Annotated in this window: 18 protein-coding genes; 7 read left to right on the top strand and 11 right to left on the bottom strand. The window is 67.6% G+C overall.

Features of this window, described 5'->3' with window-relative positions; all coding sequences use genetic code 11:
- Window positions 1–570: 570 nt before the first annotated feature.
- The 5 genes from EF387_RS33640 to EF387_RS33620 all read left to right on the top strand — a co-directional run bounded on the left by EF387_RS33640 (window position 571) and on the right by EF387_RS33620 (window position 4718).
- On the top strand, window positions 571–1194 hold the full coding sequence (locus tag EF387_RS33640) for a hypothetical protein (RefSeq protein ID WP_128380448.1): 624 nt from the start codon (window positions 571–573) through the stop codon (window positions 1192–1194).
- A 101-nt stretch (window positions 1195–1295) separates the two neighbouring features.
- Window positions 1296–1670: a helix-turn-helix domain-containing protein gene (locus EF387_RS33635; RefSeq protein ID WP_238431848.1), complete on the top strand. Its 375-nt coding sequence runs from the start codon at window positions 1296–1298 to the stop codon at window positions 1668–1670.
- Between the two features lie 499 nt (window positions 1671–2169).
- Window positions 2170–2919, top strand: coding sequence for a hypothetical protein (locus tag EF387_RS47600; protein ID WP_202918445.1), 750 nt, complete (start codon window positions 2170–2172; stop codon window positions 2917–2919).
- Window positions 2916–3863, top strand: a complete 948-nt coding sequence (locus EF387_RS33625; RefSeq protein ID WP_128380446.1) for a hypothetical protein — start codon at window positions 2916–2918, stop codon at window positions 3861–3863. The genes EF387_RS47600 and EF387_RS33625 overlap by 4 nt, the downstream gene beginning before the upstream one ends.
- A gap of 114 nt (window positions 3864–3977) precedes the next feature.
- Window positions 3978–4718: a hypothetical protein gene (locus tag EF387_RS33620; RefSeq protein ID WP_128380445.1), complete on the top strand. Its 741-nt coding sequence runs from the start codon at window positions 3978–3980 to the stop codon at window positions 4716–4718.
- 105 nt (window positions 4719–4823) lie between these two features.
- Here the strand turns inward: EF387_RS33620 and EF387_RS33615 are convergent, their stop codons facing one another.
- The 8 genes from EF387_RS33615 to tap form a co-directional block, all read right to left on the bottom strand.
- The gene (locus EF387_RS33615; RefSeq protein WP_128380444.1) at window positions 4824–5102 is read right to left on the bottom strand and encodes a hypothetical protein; all 279 of its coding nucleotides are present in this window, start codon (window positions 5100–5102) and stop codon (window positions 4824–4826) included.
- Between the two features lie 292 nt (window positions 5103–5394).
- A complete protein-coding gene (locus tag EF387_RS33610) occupies window positions 5395–5802 on the bottom strand; it encodes a hypothetical protein (RefSeq protein WP_128380443.1) in 408 nt (135 codons plus the stop codon).
- Window positions 5799–6743, bottom strand: coding sequence for a hypothetical protein (locus EF387_RS33605; protein ID WP_128380442.1), 945 nt, complete (start codon window positions 6741–6743; stop codon window positions 5799–5801). Before EF387_RS33605 ends, EF387_RS33610 begins: the two co-directional genes overlap by 4 nt.
- A 147-nt stretch (window positions 6744–6890) precedes the next feature.
- Window positions 6891–7493, bottom strand: coding sequence for a hypothetical protein (locus EF387_RS33600; protein ID WP_128380441.1), 603 nt, complete (start codon window positions 7491–7493; stop codon window positions 6891–6893).
- An 11-nt stretch (window positions 7494–7504) separates the two neighbouring features.
- The gene (locus EF387_RS33595) at window positions 7505–8113 is read right to left on the bottom strand and encodes a hypothetical protein (protein WP_128380440.1); all 609 of its coding nucleotides are present in this window, start codon (window positions 8111–8113) and stop codon (window positions 7505–7507) included.
- 7 nt (window positions 8114–8120) lie between these two features.
- Window positions 8121–8678 carry a telomere-protecting terminal protein Tpg gene (gene tpg, locus EF387_RS33590; protein ID WP_238431847.1) on the bottom strand — a complete coding sequence of 186 codons (558 nt, stop codon included), beginning with the start codon at window positions 8676–8678 and terminating at the stop codon, window positions 8121–8123.
- Between the two features lie 7 nt (window positions 8679–8685).
- Window positions 8686–8910 carry a hypothetical protein gene (locus tag EF387_RS33585; protein ID WP_128380438.1) on the bottom strand — a complete coding sequence of 75 codons (225 nt, stop codon included), beginning with the start codon at window positions 8908–8910 and terminating at the stop codon, window positions 8686–8688.
- 4 nt (window positions 8911–8914) lie between these two features.
- A complete protein-coding gene (tap, locus tag EF387_RS33575; protein WP_238431846.1) occupies window positions 8915–11176 on the bottom strand; it encodes a telomere-associated protein Tap in 2262 nt (753 codons plus the stop codon).
- Window positions 11177–11500: 324 nt separating this feature from the next.
- Here tap and EF387_RS33570 point away from each other — a divergent pair, with 324 nt between their 5' ends.
- Both EF387_RS33570 and EF387_RS33565 read left to right on the top strand, forming a co-directional pair.
- The gene (locus EF387_RS33570) at window positions 11501–13897 is read left to right on the top strand and encodes a DEAD/DEAH box helicase (protein WP_238431845.1); all 2397 of its coding nucleotides are present in this window, start codon (window positions 11501–11503) and stop codon (window positions 13895–13897) included.
- Window positions 13898–14410: 513 nt separating this feature from the next.
- Window positions 14411–15295 (top strand): hypothetical protein, encoded by an 885-nt coding sequence (locus tag EF387_RS33565; protein ID WP_128380436.1) that lies wholly within the window; start codon window positions 14411–14413, stop codon window positions 15293–15295.
- A gap of 84 nt (window positions 15296–15379) precedes the next feature.
- On the opposite strand, the gene EF387_RS33560 is transcribed toward EF387_RS33565, so the two are convergent.
- The 3 genes from EF387_RS33560 to EF387_RS33550 form a co-directional block, all read right to left on the bottom strand.
- Entirely contained in the window at window positions 15380–16768 is a 1389-nt protein-coding gene (locus EF387_RS33560) for an AbiJ-related protein (protein WP_128380435.1), read from the bottom strand.
- 168 nt (window positions 16769–16936) lie between these two features.
- The gene (locus tag EF387_RS33555) at window positions 16937–19039 is read right to left on the bottom strand and encodes an ATP-binding protein (RefSeq protein ID WP_238431844.1); all 2103 of its coding nucleotides are present in this window, start codon (window positions 19037–19039) and stop codon (window positions 16937–16939) included.
- Window positions 19040–19202: 163 nt separating this feature from the next.
- Complete coding sequence (locus tag EF387_RS33550) at window positions 19203–19700, bottom strand: DUF6420 family protein (RefSeq protein ID WP_128380434.1); 498 nt, start codon at window positions 19698–19700, stop codon at window positions 19203–19205.
- Window positions 19701–19736: the final 36 nt, after the last annotated feature.

Raw genomic sequence — 19736 nt, 5'->3', positions numbered from 1 at the left:
CCCGAATTCAGAAAGCCGGAATACAGCGAACGGAGGCACCGGAGCCGAACGGCCCCCAGGGCCGGACGGCGGAACCATCCACCGGCATTGGCCACGCTTCCTTGCTTTTGAGCGTCACGGCCGGTACCACCCGAGACTCAGAGCCGCTGCTGCTGTCCACGACCCGCGCTGGGGCGCGGCGCCGCACGCGAAGCGAGCTCAGCCTCAGGTGGCCGGCCTCCCTCGATCCGGTGGTTGTCGACGGCGACACGCCCGTCGCTGCCAGTTGCTTGTGCCGCGCGCAGCGCGGCGTGTCGGTGGGAACCCGTGTGCGGCGTGAGCTCTAGTGACACCTAAGAGCGTTCCGTGTTGGAACGTGCCCTGACCTGCGGAGATATGAAACCGCTTGTTCTAGATATTCAGAACAGAGGTGCCCCTGGTGTTCTGGATTCTCAGAACAAACATCCGTCAAATTTGACGCTCCGTCAGGTGACGCTGAGCCACGGTTTGTTCTGCCCCTCCAGAACAAACCGGTTTACCCAGTGCTACCGTGCTCCGCGAAACGTTGATCATCTCTGGAGGACTGTGCTGATGGACCAGCTGCCGATCGTCCGCCCCGGCGAGCGCGTGGTCGCGCGGTCGGACGGCAAGGGCGGCTTGATCCTTGGTGTAGAGAAGATCAAGGGCCGCGAGTTCGCCGCGAGTGCAGAGTGCAGCGGTTACGTGCTGGACGCCCGGCTCCTGATGGACGTGCTCGGCAGCATCAAGATGCCCGGCAGCTGGTTCCAGGTCTGGTGCAAGTCCGTGGCACTGCAGAACGCCAACCGCGCCGACGACCAGATCCGCACGGTGGCCCGCGGCTTTGTGCGGACCAACCAGCGTGACCTCCAAGCCCGTTGCAACCTGTCGGCGGCCTCCGTCAACGAGGCGAGCCAGTTCTTCAACCACATCGGCTGGATGCGGAACGCCAAGCCCGGGGTCCTCCAGCTGAACCCGTGGCTGACGGTGGCCGGCACCTCCGGCGAGCAGGAGAAGTGGCAGAAGCTCTGGAACGACGCCAAGGGCCCCGTCTGCATCATCCCGCATGCCGACTACCCCACTGAGTGGCGAAAGGCACGGGCAGAGGAGAAGAAGGCCGCTGAGGCCGCCCGCCGCAAGGAGAAGGTCGTCACCCTGCGGCCGAAGCGGTCACCGCGGAAGGCGGCGAGCGCATGACCTCGCACGGCATATCCTCGTTACAGCGTCGACCTGATCGGAAGTGGTGAGGCTCCGTGAGCAGCTCTTACGTCCCTGGCCCTCCGAGCGAGGCGCCCGTCGTGATCCCTCGCGAGGTCATGCGGCTCCTGGCCCTGGTCGACGTCTCCACCGCCGGCCGCCGCGTCCTCGATCAACTGCTGTACCTCAGCGACCCGGACACCGGCACAGCCGAGATCAGCCAGAACGAGATGTGCACCGAGCTGGGCGCCAGCAAGCCGACCGTGAACCGCGGCTTCAAGGAGCTCCGCCAGTGCGGGCTCGCCTGGAGTCTGGAAGACGGCCTGTACCAGCTCCACCCGCTCCTGACCGGTGGCAAGGTCTCCTCCCCCGTCATGCCGATCCCGGAGATCAAGGCCGCCGAGCCCGAGCGCTTCACAGAGCAGCGAAGGGCCCGGTACGCCGCTCAGATGGCCAACCTCGCAGCTACCGGCTAACACCCCACCAGAATCCGCCGAGGGCCCTCCCGGGCCCTCTAGTTGGCTCCTGGCCCGTGAAGACCACAAGGCGCCGCACTCTCTGTGCGGCGCCTTCTTCGTGCCCTCTCACGATCAAGCCGGTAGCACTAGGTAAACCGGCTTGTTCTGGAGCAGCAGAACACACCAGGGGCAGGACGTGCCCCAGCGCCGACCGCGGAACCGGCTGCCGGTAGCACCAGGTGAACCGGGTTGTTCTGGTTCTCCAGAACAACCGGCGGCCGGACCAGGCCACCCAAGCATCACCCGTCTGCGTGCCTCTTGGCCCATCCAATGCTGCGGCGCTGGCCCTGCCAGCACCGCGAGTAGGCGAACCAAGAGCAGCAAGAGCGGATAGGCCAATAGCGGGAACCGGAGGGCCGTACCGATTCAATCGCTGCTCCGGTGCGTTCTTCAGGTCACCGAAGCAGACGCGCGCGATGCCCGAGTTGACTGCCTTCGTGCCGAGGAGGGAGATCCGATGGGCAGGAAGAAGCCCGGGAAGCCGGGACGTCGGAGAAGCGGGGCGTACACCCTGCAGCAGCTACAGCCTCCGGGCTATGACGAGTGGCTGTCGATCGGCCCGGACTTCACCTCGGAGGCAGCCGCCGACGATCCTCGCTTGTCCGACGACGCGATCGATCTCATGCAGCGTCTCGCGCGCTTGCGACCGCAATACGCCGGTGCGGTGCCCAAGCAGGCCGTAGCGCTCGACATGGCTCTGGATACGGGCTCGCTCCCTTTCTGTCTCGGAGGGGAGAAGGTGACCCTCGTTCCTCTCCACGAAGTCGCGAGTGCGTTGGGAGCTGACACAACCGGCGACCTGCGGAGCAGTTTCCACCAGCTCCATTCCATTGGCGCCTTGCTGGTAGACGAGGCCGGCGATGTCCCACTGGTTCGGATCGTCACCCAGCGTCCGCAGCGTCCTGGGGATCCGTGGATCTTCCACGGAAGTCCGGAGGACAAGCTCGTCCCGAAGACCTGCATCCCAGCTCAGCCAGGTGACCTGCCCGCTGACGAGTTCGCGGCGCTGGCCTTCGTCAGAAGTCACATGTCCCGGGGTACCGAGGCGACCCCCGAGGAGTTTGCTGAGCACGAGGGTGTCGGTTCCGTCGGCCGGGCCCGTGATCTCTTCGCGGCCGTCGCCGAACTCGCGACGGTACGGGGGTGCCCCGCTTGCCCGTCCGCGCACATCTGCACGCGCCTGGAACCGGACGGAGCGGAATCATGAGTCCGAGGTGTCAGCTCGTCGTGCTGCGCGGTCGCCTGTGGATCAACCCCAGCGGCGACGCCCACGCTCTGCAGTGCGTCGCACGCACGAGGAAGGGCGGCCGCTGCCAGAACCCGGTCGAGTCCGGACAGGTACTCGGTCTTCATGAATTCCAACTCGGCTCCGCTGGCTACGTCCAGGCGTACGGCTCCATCGGGGGCGGCGAGGCGGTTGACGTCGACCGTTGGCTCGCCCAGCACTGCACACTGCACGACACCCCGGACGTGACCGATTACGAGACGACCGAACTGCGCCGGTTCGACATCGTCCGAGACGCTGCCCATATCAGGGTGCACCGTGTGGACGTCGCCTACGACAGCGACCCGGTCGACTGCGCGAAGGAGTCCAGTACCACGGGCTCAGAGGACAAGATCACCGAGAACACCGGGCCCATCCTCGAAGCTGCCGCTCGGCTGCGGCCATGTCCCGGCTATATCAACGGTCACGACTACCAGGACTGGTACATCGAAGCAACGCCGGACCTCCTGCTCGCCCTGGCGCAGCTGGCCCGAGACCGCCACAGGCATGAACTGGCTGACCGGCTCGAACGGTTGTCGAAACCGCTGTGCATGGAGCCTCTGGATCCCGTGCTGTCTTACGACGCGCTTCCGAAATCTTGGTGCGGGAGGACCGTCAAGGCCACGGGACTGCCTTGCGAACTGCACATCCCTGAGCGGGCCGCGGACCTCGGACGCTGCACATGGGCCGGCCCCGGCGCACAACGGATCTGTCGCTCAGCGCCCCTCGAGGGCGATGACCGATGCACCGAACACGCCGCGCGCTGCCGAGCCGTCAAGGGCGACGGGGAGGTCTGCGACCGGCCTGACTGCCGCGTCCCCAAGCATCGACAGGCGCCGGCGTCCGACGCGGCAGTAGAGCCGGCAGCGGCCCAGCGGTGCCCCTGAGCTGTTTGCGGCCGAGGCGGTGTCTCGCGTGCCCTGCGTAGCCCGTCGCACTTCAGGGTGGCAGTTTCCGCAAGAACCCGGTTGCGAGAGAACCGGTGGCAGATACTGGCGTCCATGGCGATGAGTGTGGGCCTGGAGCCGAAGGAGCTGAAGGCGGCCCTGGAAGGTGTGATGCCCTGGCTGACGCCGACAGGTCTTGCGTCGGAGGCGTTGGAGAAGCTGGACCGACCGCTGCTGGCCTGGATGCAGGATCCCGAGCTCCACATGTTCGACTCGGCGGCGCACTACGCCGAGTACGCAGACGAGCCAGGCGGCCTGTCCCGGCTGGAGCGGCAGATCGCGAAGCTGCCCCCTCGTCCGGAATGGGAGATGGAACGGGTGTGGTCTCCGGACGAGGAGACCGACGAGGCGTATGACGCCGCCTACGAGAAGGCGTGCGTGACGATCGGCGGCCGTCGACTGCATCCGCGTGATCTCGACGCTTACACCGCAATCGCCTACGAGCTTGCCGACCTGGCTGACCAGGACGAGGAGTTCGACCCCAATGACGTGGAGAGCGAAGACGAACTCGTCCGTGGTGACCTGGACGCTGCGTTGGCCTGGGCTGCCGCCGGGGTCTGCGTCCTGCAGCAGTCGCTCCCCTACCCCTTCCGCGACGTCCTGCCGTATGGCCCCATCGATAACCGGCCGGCTCACTGCCTGGTGTACGCCTATGCGAACTTGCTGCAGTTGAAGCACCCGCGTAAGGCCGGCGCCTGGTTCACGGCAATGGTCTACTTCAGCCCGATGGACAACATGGGTGCCCGCTTCCTCGCCCCGGGAGGGCGGTCAGACTCCTTGCCGTTTGGGCTCTGACTCCCCCAGCGGTAGGCGCACCGGTGGTCCCGGCGCGGGGAGAGCCCGACGCTCTCCAGACCGTACTGCCCCTGGACAGCGAGTTATTCAAGCGTTCACCAGCGCTCATACGCGTACTCCCCAGGCCTTGGCGAGGTCGGTGAGGTAGTGGTCCCCGATCTCGCCGTCGAACGCGGCGAAGACGTCGTCGCGGGCAGCGGTCAGCTGCTCGAGCACGATCAGCCCCTCCGGCTGACGCACCAGGGCGTACCGGTCGCTTTCCGCGTGCTCGCTGCTCGTGCCGAACCGGTCGTACAGCCGCTCCAGGCGCACTTCGTGCTGATACGCGAAGAGCTCCAGCTGGGTGAGGTAGTTGCGCCCGGGCGGGACCAGTTCGCGCAGCACCGGCATCACGCTCGCGGACAGGTCGCGTTCGAAGGTGGTCTGTGCGTGGCTGCGGAACTGGCTGAGAGCGCGGCGGAACAGCTCGGAGTCGACTGCTGTGAGCGGTCGCGCAATTCCCCATCAACAGCACCTTCAGCACCGCGTAATTCCCCAGGCTGGTTGCGGCCGGTGACGGGCCGCCCGACTGCTGAGTGTGGGGGCTGGCCCGGCCGGTCAAGGGCGCCTTCGGCGGCACTCCGCGCTGGCCTACGGCCACCCTGGACAGTCCTGACCAGCCCGAACGACCGGCGGGTTATCGGGCGGCCCGGGAACCCTGGCGCCGTGGGGAACGACGACGCGCCCCCGTCCTCCCCACGGCCACGACGACGCCGACTCCGCCGTCCCCATGGCCAATTACGAGGAGTTCCGGATGGGGAAATACGAGACCGTCGACAACTGCGTCGCCGGGCCGGATCCGGTATCGGACGGCGGGCAGGTCGGGGCTGGGTAGGTAGTCCCACGCGTACCCGGCCGTGATGCTCAACGCCAGTGTGCACGCCTGGCCGTTGCCGCCGGAGTCGACGGTGAGGACTGCCGCGGTGTCGTTGTCGCTATCGTGCATGACGGTGACGGAGCCGGAGTGCCCGAGGCGTTCGGCGATGGCCGCGCGGGCGCGGCGCTCGATGTCGGCGAGTTGTACGGGACGGACGTCGGTCTTCATGAGGCCGCTCCGATCGGCATGGCCGGCGCCTGTTCGGTGTCGGCGATCTGGCGCAGGAGGTAGAGCATCCGGTCTGCACGGCCGGGTGCGACGGGCATGGGCCGCTCGCCGTCCGGGGTGACCTCGCAGCGCCACGCAGTGGTGAGCCAGGCCATCTCATGGACGTGCTCGTGGGACGGCAGGATCCAGGCGGCGCCCTGCAAGTGCAGTCCGGCGGCCAGGCCCTCAAGGTCGCGGCGCTGCCAGACCAGCACGGTGAGAGTGGACAGGGTGGCCGCGAGCATTTCGGCTCCCGGACCGGGGTCGCCCGCGCCGTCAAGGCTGCCATCAGGGATGCCTTTGGCTCGGGCGGAGACCAGGCGCAGCAGCGGGTCGGCCAGGACTTCGCCGTTCGCGCCCAGCACCGTGACCCGGGCTGCGGCCGGGCTGCGGCGGATACCCGAGGGGGTGTGGCCGCGCTCGGTGTAGTCGACGTGCAGCACGCCCAGCGACCGGCTGCTGGGGCGCAGCAGATCGCGGGCGGTTTGGACGGCGGCCGCGCGGTCGACGGCGGCTTCCTCCTGGCGGCGGCGCAGGCCGCGGATGTGCCAGCAGGTCGGGCACAGCGCACCGTACGAGTCCGTCGCGATCGGAGCGCGGTCGGGTCGGGCGCCACAGTCCGCGCACACCCGGAGCCGCACCGAGTTCTCCGACCGGGCCCGGATGGCAGCCAGTTGGGCGGCCGTGGACGCGGTCGGCACCGACTGGTCGACCCAGTACAGAGTGATCGTGGTGTTCCGGCCGATGCCGTCCAGGCCGTCGACGGTGGCCGCAGGCGGGCCCGGCTGACGCGGCAGATCCATGGTCTTGAGCTGGGTGGCGGTCGCGTAGATTCCGGTCGGCACATCCCGCCAGGACACGAAGTGCGGCCGGGTGGCCCTGGTGTCGGTGGGCGCGGTCAACGGCACGGGTTTCCTCCCGAGGTCATGGTGGTGCTGGGCATGAGGGGGACACTGAGGGCTCGGATCCCCGGCAGTTGACATGCTGGGGACCCGAGCCATTGAGAGCGGTCAGACGGCCCAGGGCGGGGCTGGCCCACGGTTGGTGGGTCAGGAAGCAGGCGACAGCGTGGGGGCATGCGGTGAGGACCGATCAGTGAGGAACCGACCGTAGGCGGTTTCAGCGAACCACCAGGCGGCAGGCGTATGCCTCCTCACGCGCCGCCGCGGCTCCACCAATGTCTCCAGCGTCCCGTCAGGGTGCTGGAGACAGACGCCGATGCCGTAGAAGCCGAACTCCAGGAACTTCTCGGGGAAATGCAGGCTTGGGGCCCGGTTGATGATCACCCGGCGTTCGCAGAACGTCGTGAACTTCTCCACCGCATCCAGCGCCAGCTGGGAGGCGCTCTCGGCCCGAACTGTGGCCAGCAGCACCCGGCACGGCTGCGTGACGTGCCGGAGGACCTGGTCACAGGTGACAGTGCAAATCCCTGCTGGGGCCTGACGAACGTAGGCCCGTTGGTGATCTGTGAGGACCGAGAGCGGGACGGGAAGGCCATGTGGGAGCGCCATCAATACATCGAGGCCGCCGAAGCCGTACCCGGTGGCGACTCCCAAGCCGACGGCGTGACGCCGCTCGTGCTCCGCGTCGTCGACGTCGACCTGGAGCTCCGCGATACCGAAACCGGCCGGCGCGGCGACCGTGGCGAGCATGCCGTCCCCCCTTACCGGATCAGAGAGCGGGCGACGGCCTGGGCGTGCTCTCGCAGCGGCACGTCCTGGCGGTCCCAGGTGGCGGCGACGTAGTTGAGGAGTCCGGCTACGGCGCGGTCGGAGTCGCTCGGGTCGCCGGCAAGGACCCGGTCGGCGGCGTACGCGACGTCGGCGGCCGGGGCCGACAGCTCCTGTCCGCAGCGCCTGGTGAGGTCGAGCTCCACGGCCAGGTAGTAGGAGAAGCCTTCCCGAGTCTGGACGGTGATGCCCTGGACCGGCAGCGGATCGGGCAGGGGTGCGGGGAGGCGCGGGTGGACGGGAATGTCGTCGTCGGGGAGCGCGACCACGAACGCGGGGTGGTTGAGGATCGCCGCAGCAGCGGCCTCCGTCGGAATCGGCTCCGTCATGGGGGCGTCGGTGAGCGGCGGGGCGCTGCTCATCCTGATCCTGTACGACATGCCCTCCGTGACGGTGAAGCGGATCGTGTCACCGGGTTCGGTGTCCACGGCGATGATGTGCGGGCTGTTGCGCAACGCGTCGGCGATGAGTTCGGCGTCCTCGTCCGCGGCGAGTAAAGGGCTCTTGTCCCGGTCAATGGCCGGGAATTCGGTGGAGGCCATGCTTTCCCTATTTCAGGTCGAAGTCGATGTAGTCAATGTCGTTGAGGGCGACATCTGAGAGTCCCATAGCGCGGCTTCCGCCGTCCTGGAAATAGATGTCTTTAAATCCTTCGGCGATGATTTCACGCATCTGCTGGTCGCTCGCTCCCGTGTCGCGGGCGTCGAACAGGCGCTGCGCGTACGACGCGGGGAGGTGGACGGTCAGGCGGCGGAAGCGGCCGTCGTCGGTGGTGCCGACCGGCGCGGTGTAGCCGAACCGGGCCCTCGTCTCCACCGTGATCCCGCCGGTGGCGGCGGCGTGCCTGCGGCGGCGCTTGCGGACGCCGGGCTGCCACCGCTGCCGAATGGCGTTGTCGATCTTCGCAGCGATGTCCTTCGGCGGGTGCTTCCGCGCCCCGCGTCGGTATCGGTTCACGGAGTCGGCGGTGACGCCGATCTCGGCCGCGACGGCCTTCGCGCTGCCCAACTGCCGGATCAGGTAGCCGATCTGGCCCTTGAGGGTCTTGGGCGGCTCCTGGGTGAAGGTCTCCTGCTCGGCCCGCTCAATCGCGTCATGGATCTCCACGTGGTGCTCAGCTCCCTTCGGGGGTCGGGTCCTGGCCATCGGGGTCAACGAGCCGGAACCAGGTCTCGCGTGTCTCACGCAGGTCGTGCCGCCACAGTTCGGCGTGTGCGGAGTCGCGGCGCGTTCGGATGGCGAGCTGCAGAGCCTCCATACGCGCCTCCATCCGGTCCAGCGCCCGCTCCAGTTCGGCCTCGGCTTCGAGCCGCGACGCGCCAGTCTCGAGGTCGGCCACGGCCTTACTCGCCCTCGTCCATGACGGCGTCGTGACCGCCGCCCTTGATGTGGCGTGCGGGGTTGTAGCCCTGCTCAATCAGGTCGACCGCCCAGGCCATCTCCTGAACGCCCTCCAGCTTGCAGAATCCCGGGTTCGCGCCGATCCGGAACGTGCCGTACACCGGGGTGCCGTCGCCGTTGCGCGGCAGGAAGTCCAGCGGGGACGGACCTGAGCTGGCGTAGACGACGCAGTCCGAGAGCACCGCCAGGGGGTACAAGCCGATCAGGGCGGCGAGCTTGGCCATCTTGCGGTGCATGTTGACCCGCGCCTTGGCGATGACCAGGGCCCGGATGAGCGCGTTCCAGGTGGGGCGTTCGAGTGCGGGCCAGCGCTCCCCGTCCTTGTAGTGCCGGCCCTGAGGGCGCTCGCGGAGCTTGCCGATGCCCCCCTTGACCGTCGCCTTGACGGCCGACAGGACCATGGCGCCCTGCCGGTGCCGGCTCACCAGGGCGGCCAACTCCGTGTGGTCGGCAGCGGCCAGGCGCGCCGCGTCCCCGCGGGGGCCGGCCAGCTCGCGCAGTACCGCACGCAGGCCTTCGACGTCGTCCTCGTCGGCTGCCGCGCACGTCTTGTGCAGTGCCATCGCCTCCAGGAACACCGCCGGGTCGGCGTCCTTGTCGACGGGAATGCCCATCTCGGCCGTGGTGGTGAGGTAGGCGTCCTTGAGCCGGTCGTGCCACGGGTCGAGGTACGCGCCCGTCTCCTCGCGCACGTATGCCTCGATCGGGCGGATCTCGTGGCCGAGTTCTTCGGCGTACGCCAGGGTCGGTGTCGCGTACCAGCCCGGGCCCTCGGGGCGTTGTCCGTTGGAGGTGAACGGGCTGGGCAGGCGCGGGTCGAGCTCAATGTGGGAGAGGTCCACCCGCCACACGCCGGGGATCTTCTTGTCGAAGGCCGGCGCGGTGACGTGCACGGGCTCCGACAGTCCGACCGTGAGGCGGGCGGCGGCCGCGAGGAAGGCGGTGTTGATGTCGATGCCGACCGCCCACGGCAGAAGGCATTCCTCGTCCGACAGCAGGTTCGGGTCGCGCACCCACTGGTAGGCCTCCTCGTCGAGGAAACCGCGTTCCCAGCCCTGGGCCACCGGGTGCTCGGGCGGGGCCTCCGGCGGGGCCGGGTCCATCGGCCGGGTGAGCGCGCCCGGGTTCGGGCCGGAGACCCACTCGCCGCTCGCCTCGTCCCTGACCGGGCGGGTCGGCGGCCGCAGTGCGGTCATCAGCTCCAGTCCGGTCACCGCGGTGGAGCCTCGTGGGGTGAGCACGCGCGTGGCGAACACCCCGAGGACGCGGGCGAGGTCAGCGGGGTGCAGGGTCGCAGCGTCGCCCCACGCACGGGTGTCCAGTGCGTCCCAGGGCAGGATCGCCAGCTGCACGCACTGCCGCTGGCCTTTCTGTGCCGGACGGTAGATCCGCGGCCATGGGCCGAAGCCGCGTTGTGTCAACTTCCATTTGGCCTTGGCAACTTGCTTGACGACCGGGTGGTCCTCCGCAAGGCGCAGGCCCCGGCGGTCTTCCAGGTGCGCGGGCAGGCCGAACCGCGCTGCGGCCGACTCGGTGAGCACGATCAGCGGGTCGGAGTCCTTGCCGTGCCGGTGCAGCCGTGCGGCACCGATCCCGGACTCCTTCAACACCCAGTCCACCAGCTGCGGGATGGTCGACGCCGGGCAGTCCAGCAGCACGCCGCCCAGGCAGTACGCGGTGCCGTCGCCGTCCAAGACCGCCAGTGGCCCGTTCGGGAAGCGCGGGTCAGCCGCCGGCGCGGCTGCCCTCGGCTTCGCCGGGCGACGCGACGTCGACGCGGGGCGGGGGGAGTTGGCCGGACGGGACGGAGCGGAAGTAGACAGCAGAGGTCGCGAGTTGGCTTCAGGGGGCGTCGTGGTTACAGGGGCGCTGGCCTGGTCCGCAGAGACAGCCGGCGTGTCCGGAGAGGCCGTAGGCCCGGTGAAGGTCTCCGGCACCGGTGCCGGTTCGGCCGGGTACTGGGCGGCCCAGCCCTCCAGCAGTCGCAGATACGCCTGGCGGCGCGGCGCGCGGGGCTCGGACCGCCCCGACTCCCAGTTCTTCACCGACTGCTTCGTGGTCCTCAGCACCTCCGCCAGGCGGGCCTGACTGACCCCGGCCGCCTCGCGGAGCCGGGCCCGCTCAGCTGGCGGCGGCAAATCCGGTTCACCCGCGAGCAGGTCGTCCACCGCTGCGAACAGCTCTTCCTCAGTCGGCTTCTGCATGCCTCCACCCTATCAGTAATTAACCATGGATGTTCCCAGGACTTTAGCCATGAATTTTCGATTGATGCTAGGCTGACCCCGGTCGGCCGCGCTGGCGGCCGTCACCGGCGACATCCGGGAGGGTTCGGTGGCCGAGGGGGACGTCGCGTCGACCGTGCTGCATGCACGTCCTGGTCGAACGGCCCGAGCGTCTCGTGCCGTTCGAGAGGGTCGGCAGCGACCCGATGCGGCTGGATGGCGTTGGAGTCGGAGAGGGCAAGTAGAGACCGCAGCGGAGCGGTTTCACGAGGCCCGGCTGTACGGGCCGCGAGGAAGGGAAGACCGGTGACCGGGATCAAGCTGCGCGACCATCAAATCGAGGCCGTAGCCGCGATCGTGCGAGGACTGGACGTCCCTCCCGGCGGGATCCCCGCGAACGGTCTGCGGGGGCAGGTGCACGCCGCGTGCGGCACGGGCAAGACCATCATCGCCGCCGCGGCCGCGAAGCGGATCGCGCCCAAGGGGCGGGTCCTCGTTCTGGTGCCGACGCTGGACCTGCTGACTCAGACCGTACGGGCGTGGCGCGCGGCCGGCCACAAGGGCCCGGCGGTGGCGGTGTGCTCGCTGCATGACGACCCGGAGCTGTGGACCCTGAAGGTCCGGTGCACCACCAACCCGATCCAGCTGTCGCTGTGGCACGGCGATGGGCCGGTCACCATCTACGCCACATACGCCTCGCTCGGCGTCCTGGCGGAGGCCTTCGAGGGCGCGTACGGCCAGAAACTTAGCCTCATGGACCTGGTGTGTGTGGATGAGGCGCACCGGACAAGTGGATCAATGGGGAAGGCGTGGGCCGACGTCCACGACCAAGACATCATCCCGGCGGCCCGCCGGCTGTACCTGACAGCGACGCCGCGGATCTGGCAGGAGCGACCCCCGCACTGGGAGGTCGCCGAAGGCGTCCGGGACGCTCTGCCGGAGGAGATGGCGGCCTCCATGGACGACGAAGAGATCTTCGGCCCCGTCCTCTACAAGCTCTCCCTCGCCTCAGCGGTCTCCCGAGGCCTGCTTGCCCGCTATCAGATCATCGTCATGGAACTCCGGGACCCGGTCGTCACCCCAGAGCGGCTGATGGGCGAGGAGCGGCGTAGCGAGGAGGTGCGCGGTCAGCGGCTCGGGGCTCTCCACGCGGCGCTGCTGCGCACCATGGCGCACCACAACCTCAACACCTGCATCACCTTCCACCACCGGACGATAGAGGCACAGGCTTACTCGAAGGGCCTGGAGCGCGCCGCGGCGAAACTGCACGCCAACCAGCCGGAGAAGTACCCGGCCAAGATCTGGGCTGACTGGCTGTGCGGAGAGCACGAGCCGGACCACCGGCGCAGGGTCCTGGGCAGCTATGCCACAACGGTCCGCCGAGCGATCCTGTCGAACTGCCGCGTCCTGGGTGAGGGCGTCGACATCCGGGCCGTGGACTCCGTCGCCCTCCTTGACCCCAAAGGCGCGCCCCACGACATCGTTCAGGCCATCGGCCGCGCTCTGCGGCAGAAGCCGGGGCAGGGGAAGCTGGCCTCGCTGATCGTGCCCGTGTTCTTGGAGGCCGGCGAGCAGCCGGAGGACATGTTCACCTCCGCCTCGTACCGGCCTTTGGTGCAGGTCCTTCAGGGACTTCGGGCGCACGACGAAGAGGCCGTGGAACTGCTCGCCATTCCCCAGGAGCCGCAGAAGGACGAAGTGCAGCCGTCCGAGTACATCGGCACGGCGCCGGAAGATGGCGAGGAAGAGTCCCGTCTACTGCTTCGTTTCGCGGCTCCGCGTGACCCGGAGATGGTCGCGAACTGGGTGTCGTTCAACGTGATCGACACGGAGAAGCAGGACTGGGCCCGGGGCTGGGCGGCGTTGAAGAGGTTCGCCGACCGTGAGGGGCACGCCAGGGTGCTGATCGGGCACAAGGAGGGCGCGTACCCGCTCGGGCGGTGGATCGCAGAGCAGCGGCGGGCCTACGGAGCCGGGCAGATGACCGGCCTGCGCGCCCGGCGGCTGGAGAAACTCGGCATGGTGTGGTCCGTAGCGGACGAACGCTTCCAGGAGAACCTGGAGGCGGCCCGCGCCTACTTCGCCGACAACTGGACCCTGTGCGCGCCCCGGACCGCGTCCGCCCTGGACCTACGGGTGGGGCAGTGGCTGTCCAACCTCCGCCGCCCCGGCGCCCTGGAGGGTCATCCCGAGTGGGAAACCGCGTTGAAAGAGATCGATCCGGACTGGAACCCCGAGTGGCCGGCAGACTGGCAGCGGCACTACGCCGCCGTACGCGAACTCCTGTGTGAGGAAGCGGAGTTCGCGGAGATCCTGACGGGCGTCACCTGCCACGGGATGGACGTCGGAAAGTGGCTGCAGAAGCAGAGGCAGCACACCGTCTGGCAGGAGCTGAAGTCCGGGCAGCGCGAGCGCCTGGAACAGCTCGGGGTCGTCCCGCTTCCCCCGGAGCAAGAAGCACCGCCGAAAGCCCGCAAAGGCAGCCCCGGTGCCTTCGAACGGGGCCTTGAGGCCCTGCGGCAGTACAAGAACCGGGAAGGCCACCTGATCGTTCCCAGGGCCCACGTCGAGACCGTTGTGGTTGGCGGCCAGGAGCACTCGGTCAAGCTGGGAGTCTTCCTGACGAACACGAAGTCGAGGCGGGCAAAGCTCACCGAGGACAAGCTCCGGGTACTGGCCGCCCTCGGGTTGGAGTGGGCGTAGCACCGACCCTTGAGGGGCTGGCCGGAAGAACCTTCCGCTGGCCCCTTCGTGCCCCGGCGCTCGGCACGGACTCGTGTAGCGCGAGCAGGCCCTCGATCACACCCATGACCGGCCCCCAGTGTTCAGCGAACAACTTCACGCCGGTGCAAGGGAACTCAACAGGGATCGGGCAGTAGTCCCAGTTCGTGTGTACTCGCCACAGGTGGTGTTCGGGCGGCACTGTCCCGCGAAGGTAGACAAGCGCAGCGGTACGCCACCGGACCTGATCACACGGATCGCTACCCACGCGCAGGTCACGACCTTCGCGAAGAAAATCTCGCAGCGTGGCCACCTGCTCCTCAGTCAGCTCCATACTCCGTGCAACGACCGGCCCCTCCGAAGGGCACCGCAGGTCAGACGACTGTGAGCACAACCTTGCCCTTCCGGACGTCCGGCCATCTCAGCGAAGACGAGACGGCTCACGAACGGTGGAAATTCGAGATCTTCCCGCTCCCTTCGCCCTACGGTTCTGGGATGGACAAGGACGAAATCCGTGACGACCTGGTGAGTTCGGCTCAGCGTTGGGCCCGGACATCTATCGACGCCTACCTGCAAGAGCCTGCGGACCAGGACTTCGCCGTCCATCACATGGCTGTAGCCGTCGAACATCTGGCCAAGGCGTGCCTAGCCTCCATCACCCTCACACTGCTGGCCGACATCAAGCCCTCTCTAGAAGATCTGCTGCTACTGGGCGGCCGGGAAGACCAGGTGGAGAAAGGACGTGCGGGTCTCAGAACCGTCAGTGGCGCGGGGGTCGTAATGAGGCTCACGAAATTAGGAAAGGGCGAGGTACCACAGCAACTTGCGGCCTTGAGGGAGGCGCGTAACGGTGTCACTCACATGGGGTGGGGGAAGTCATCCAACGAATGCCGGGAACTCCTAGCATCTGGCGTGAAGTACATCGATTCCCTGTTGCCCGAGCTGGCGAAGGAACCAGACTGGTTCTGGGACAAGTACTACCAGACGTGCAAGAGCCTCGTAGAGGAGACGACGTCCGAGCTGACAGTCCGCTACTCCGCCAAGATTCAGCGGGCCCAGGAGACCTTCGCGAGCAAGACCGACGGCTTGTCCGAAAGCGAGAGGACGGCGGTGATTGCCAGCCTGGCGGCAGCGCCACTGCCCAGCCGATGGCTTCTACACGTACCCACGACGTGTCCGGCTTGCGGGAATCCTGCGTTCATCAGCGGGCGCGACAAGAGCGGGGACTATGGGGATATCTGGTTCTTCCCGCGCTACTTCGGGTGTCGGGTCTGCGACCTCACACTGACTGGACCCGAACTGGACCTGGCGGACATGAGAGCCCATTCCCTGCGCACCGAAGAAGAGGTGGATGACGACTGGGAACCCGACTTCGACTGATCCAGCGGCGTATCACGTCGTCTGGCGGTCGGGTGGCCCCTGCCTCGATGCTGCGGCAGGGGCCACGCGCCGCCGGTGGAACAGCTACGGGCAGCTGTCAGGTGTACGGCCCAGAAGCGTTCGGAAGAAGTCGGTGAGCACGGGGCGGGCGCGCTCGCGGTCGCGCAGTTCGTCGTGGCCGAACCGGAACACCTCGTATCCGCGGAACTTCAGGTCGCGGTCACCGGCCATGGTGGCGGCGTACTTTGCGCTGTCGGGTACGGCTCCTCCGTCGCGCGTGTAGTGCTGCATGCCGTCGACCTCCAGCACCACGCGGCGGTTCCCGGGCAGCAGCATGAGGAAGTCCATGCGGAGGTTCTGCATGGCACGCTCCCCGCGCTCGCGGACGGTCTTGGGGTCCCAGTGCACCCATATCTCTGGCAGGAGCGCCGGTACGTCGAGCAGTTGGCCCTTGTAGAGGTTGTGGTAGAGCCAGAACAGGTTCTTCTGGCCTGCGGATTCACGTGGCAGGGAAGCCTGCATGCGGTCGTAAAGGGTGCGGCTGGCCGTCTCCGTGTCCGCGATGCCGCGGGTTTCCTGCCACCAGGACAGCAGGTCGCTCCAGAGGAGCCCGTTCTTGCCTACCGGGTGGTTGTAGACCAGGATCTTGTCGGCTTGTTCGGCGATCTCGATGTCGTTGTCGAGGGCGCTGGTGAAGCGGATGTCGGGCTTCCCCTGGGTGGCGAAGATGAGGTTGCGCGGTCGGCGGGCGGTGCCGCGACCGAGCTTGTGCAGGTGGAACTGGGGGTATCCGTCCGTCTCCCCTCCTTGACGGAGCTGTGCGCCGACCGGCTGCAGATGGCGGTCGGCCAGTTCGACGAAGCGGCGCTGTGCCTGCTCGTCAGGAAGAGCTTCTGGGGCGGCCAGGCCCTCGAGGAAGCGGCCGAATCGAGGATGTGGGGCTTCGAAGGCTCTGAGCTGCTCGAAGAGGTCCTCGGTCGACCAGTCGTCTGGAAACCTGATCACATGGCGCTGGATGTCGGAGCGCAGGGTGCCAAGGTGGGGCCCCCACACGTTGAACTCGTCCTCACCGAGATCCCACAGGCTGCCCAGCAGGGTCAGAAAGCGGTCCGGATACTTAAGGTGATCGGAGAGGTCGAGTTCCTTGGCCAACTCTCGCCGCGTACGGCCGGGTATTTCCACGTAATCGCCACCGAGCCACACAACGTCCTGCAGTTCCATCCGCTCGGGAGCTAGAAGCGGCTCGCTGTCGAGAACTGCCTGAGCCACATGAGGCAGTCGGTCGTCCGGGCATGCCCTCAGGCTCGCGGTCAAGCGCTCGTGTTTGGTCGCTTGGTCTTTGGGAGGAGGCGAGGGCAAGCCAAGTCGCTCGCACAGCGCTGGCAGATCCTCATGCCCATATCGCTGGTACAGCGTGATGCACACGCCTTCGATAAGGCTCCGCAACCGCTGAAGGTCCATCTGCTCAGCCATCCCACGATGATGAGCCAGGCCACGCTTCGGATTCCAGACGCGGCCGCACTGGACCGTCCACGAGTTCTCCTTCGAGGTGGGAACAGGTTCTGCAGAAGGTACGACGCCACAGGCTGGCGGTCCTCTGTCAGTGGGAGTCTCGCCGACCGGTCTCGGGGCCTCGCCTTTTCACTGTTCCTGTTCCGGCGGGCCCGTCGGCTCAGCTTCAGCCTGCCCTTGCGGCTGTGCCAGGGCGTCAGGGATGAAGTGTGAGTAGCTCTCGCGTAGGTGCTGGGTGACGCGGTCGTCGGTCGCCTCGTAGTTCAGCTGCTCCTGGAAGAACCGCAGCTTCTTCTCCCCAGCGTCGAGGATCTCGCCCCAGCTCTTGACCCAGACCTCGTAGTTGTCCTGTACGTCGGCGAGGCCGGCGGGGCGGTCCTTCTGCCGGATGTCGCGACGGATCTTGTCCGAGTAGTCGTAGGTGACGAGGTAGAAGCGCCACTTGCAGCCGACCCCGCTGTACTGGGGGTCGTCGATGATGGCCCGGGCGTAGTTCTTGATCTGATCGAGTTCCTTCGGGCCGACCTTCACGGTCGGTCGCTTGAGCTCGATGACGAGGCGTTCAGTGGAGTTGTCGTCCCGGCGGCTGCGGAACATCAGGATGTCGACGCGGCCGCTGCGCCCGTCCGGCTGGGTGACGGGTTCGAGTTCGTGCTCCAGGACGATGTCTTCACCGAGGTGGTCTTCCAGGTGGGCCTGGAGGACGTTGGTGAGTCCCATCTCGCTCCTGGTCATGTGCCAGTCCTCGCCGAACAGCCAGAGGTTCTTGTTGACCATGGGGTGGAGCTGGTCGACCTCGCGGAGGTTCTTGCGGAGGTGTTCGTCGGCGAGGATCTTGCGCAAGAGCTGGATGAAGTTCAGGCGGTTGGTGACGGTGGTGGCCGCGCCGATGACGTGGGTCAGGTCGGTGCTGTCGAGAAGGTTCTTCAAGTGCCGGCGGTCGTCGTCGCTGAGCGCCAAGACCTTTTCGAGGATGGTGTGGAGGTCGCCGGGGTTGCTCTCCAGGGCTGTGCGGATGAGATTGACGGACAGGCTACGGGCGGCCCTTTTGTTGGGCAGCGCGTGGCGGGCGGCGGTGACGACGACGTCGAAGGTCTGGCGCTCTATAGCGAGCGTGCCGGTCGCCGGTTGGTCGTCGTAGGGGTAGATGCCTTCGGTCTTCAGCTGCCGCACGACCTCTGCCGAGATCTGGGCGCCGCGAACAGCCAGGTGCTTCTGGACGGCCTTCAGGGCCGCATCCAGGAGCCCCGAATGGGACATGGTCAGGCCGTGCAGGTCATCGACGGACAGGCCGTTGAACAGATTGGCGCGCATGTACGGGGTGAAGCTGATGATGCCGTCGGACCAGTCGCTGCCGTGCTCGCCGAGGGCAATGCCGTCGGCGTTGCAGATGAGCATCCTGCGGTCGCTCATCCGCTTGTTCCACTCGACAAAAGTCACGACCGGGGGCGGGTCCTCGCCGGCGTACTCCTCCGGCAGGTCCAGCTCCAGGTCGACGGGGTCGCCCACCATGATGTCGCTGGGGTCGAGCCGTTTGCCGTCGAACGTGACGCGCACGTGCGGGTAGGCCCGGAGGTAGAACGCCAGCTTCGCGGTGAGGTTCGCAGCGGCGTCGTCGCGCTCCAGGCTGCTCAGGGGCTTGCCCTGGGGAACAGAGATGCGGACTGTCGTGCCGGGCTTGTCCCGGGTCGGCTCTGTCTCCTCAACCTGCCAGACGGTGGCGTGGTCGGCGTTGCCGCGGATCCGGACCCCGACCAAGGAGTCGCCAAAATCCATGGACTCCCAGGCAGCGGACTCCCAGGTGAGCTGGTCGCCCAGGGCGAAGGCGAAGAGCCGGCCTTCACCGTTGCGGCCGTGCAGGATGCGCTCCCCGCCCTCGGTATGCGTCCTGGTCGTCTTCCACGTAGTGCCGTACGCCTGAAAAGCGGTGCGCGCCCGCTCGGGTGTCATGCCATGACCGTTGTCGGTCACCACGACCTCGGTGATCGCCTGCATGCTGGAGCGGCGCAGTTCGACATCGACTTCGGTGGCGTTGGCGTCCAGGGCGTTCCACACCAGTTCAGCGACGGCCGTGATCTGGGGCTTCCTCTTGAACTGGAGGATCTTGCGCTCGCCGACCGAGAGCTCGAACTCCGTCAGCGGCGGTCCGCTCTGCGCCGGCAGTTCGGCGCTGACCACGCCCGCGCCAACTCCCCTGCGAGCAGCGCCTTGTGTGTTGTGATCCCCAGACATGCGGTGACCGTACCGGTTTCGCACAGTGCGGTACACATCGCCTTGCGTGATGGGGTGCCGTGTGCCGTGGTCTACCACTCGCAGCGGTGGGGCAGCCGCCGGGTGAGCCCTCCCCCCCTCGGCGGCAGGGACAGCCGAACACGCAAGAGCGGACACGATACGTCTAGCCGCCGTTGGCCCGGTCTCCCTCGCTCGCCTGGCGGACAGGCCCGGCCAGCGCTTCGGTCTCCTGCAAGAGCCGGTCCGTGGGAGTGAAGTCCCCCAGCTCGACCGCGAGCGCGGCGCGCACGAACTCGGCGAGCGCGATGCTCCCGGTGCGCACCTCGAAGATGCGCAGCACCCCGTCCGCGTACGCGGCGTGGTGTCGGCACCCGGCGTGCACGCAGTGGCCCTCGGCGGCCAGGGCGAGCCGCTTGAAGGCGGCGTTCTTCTCGTCGGTGAGTTGGGCGGGACAGCCCAGGTGGTCCAGCGTGATCCGGATGTGGGCGGGCTTCTCGGGCGGGCGGATGGTGAGCCGTCCGCCGCCGGGCGTGACGTAGCGGCCGGGCGTCACCGGGGCGTACGGATGGATCAGCGGCAGATCTTTATCCACCGGGTGCAGGGCGGGCAGTCCGTCGTACTCGAAGTAGGGGCCTGCAATGCCGTTGTGCTCGATTGCCATGCGGTCCTCGTCTCGGTCGCGGGGCGGTCGCCGGGC

Origin of the sequence: Streptomyces cavernae (assembly GCF_004023625.1) — a bacterium.
GTDB classification, from domain to species: domain Bacteria; phylum Actinomycetota; class Actinomycetes; order Streptomycetales; family Streptomycetaceae; genus Streptomyces; species Streptomyces cavernae.
Note: the sequence above shows the minus strand (reverse complement) of the source record. Positions and strands in the feature narration are given on the sequence as shown.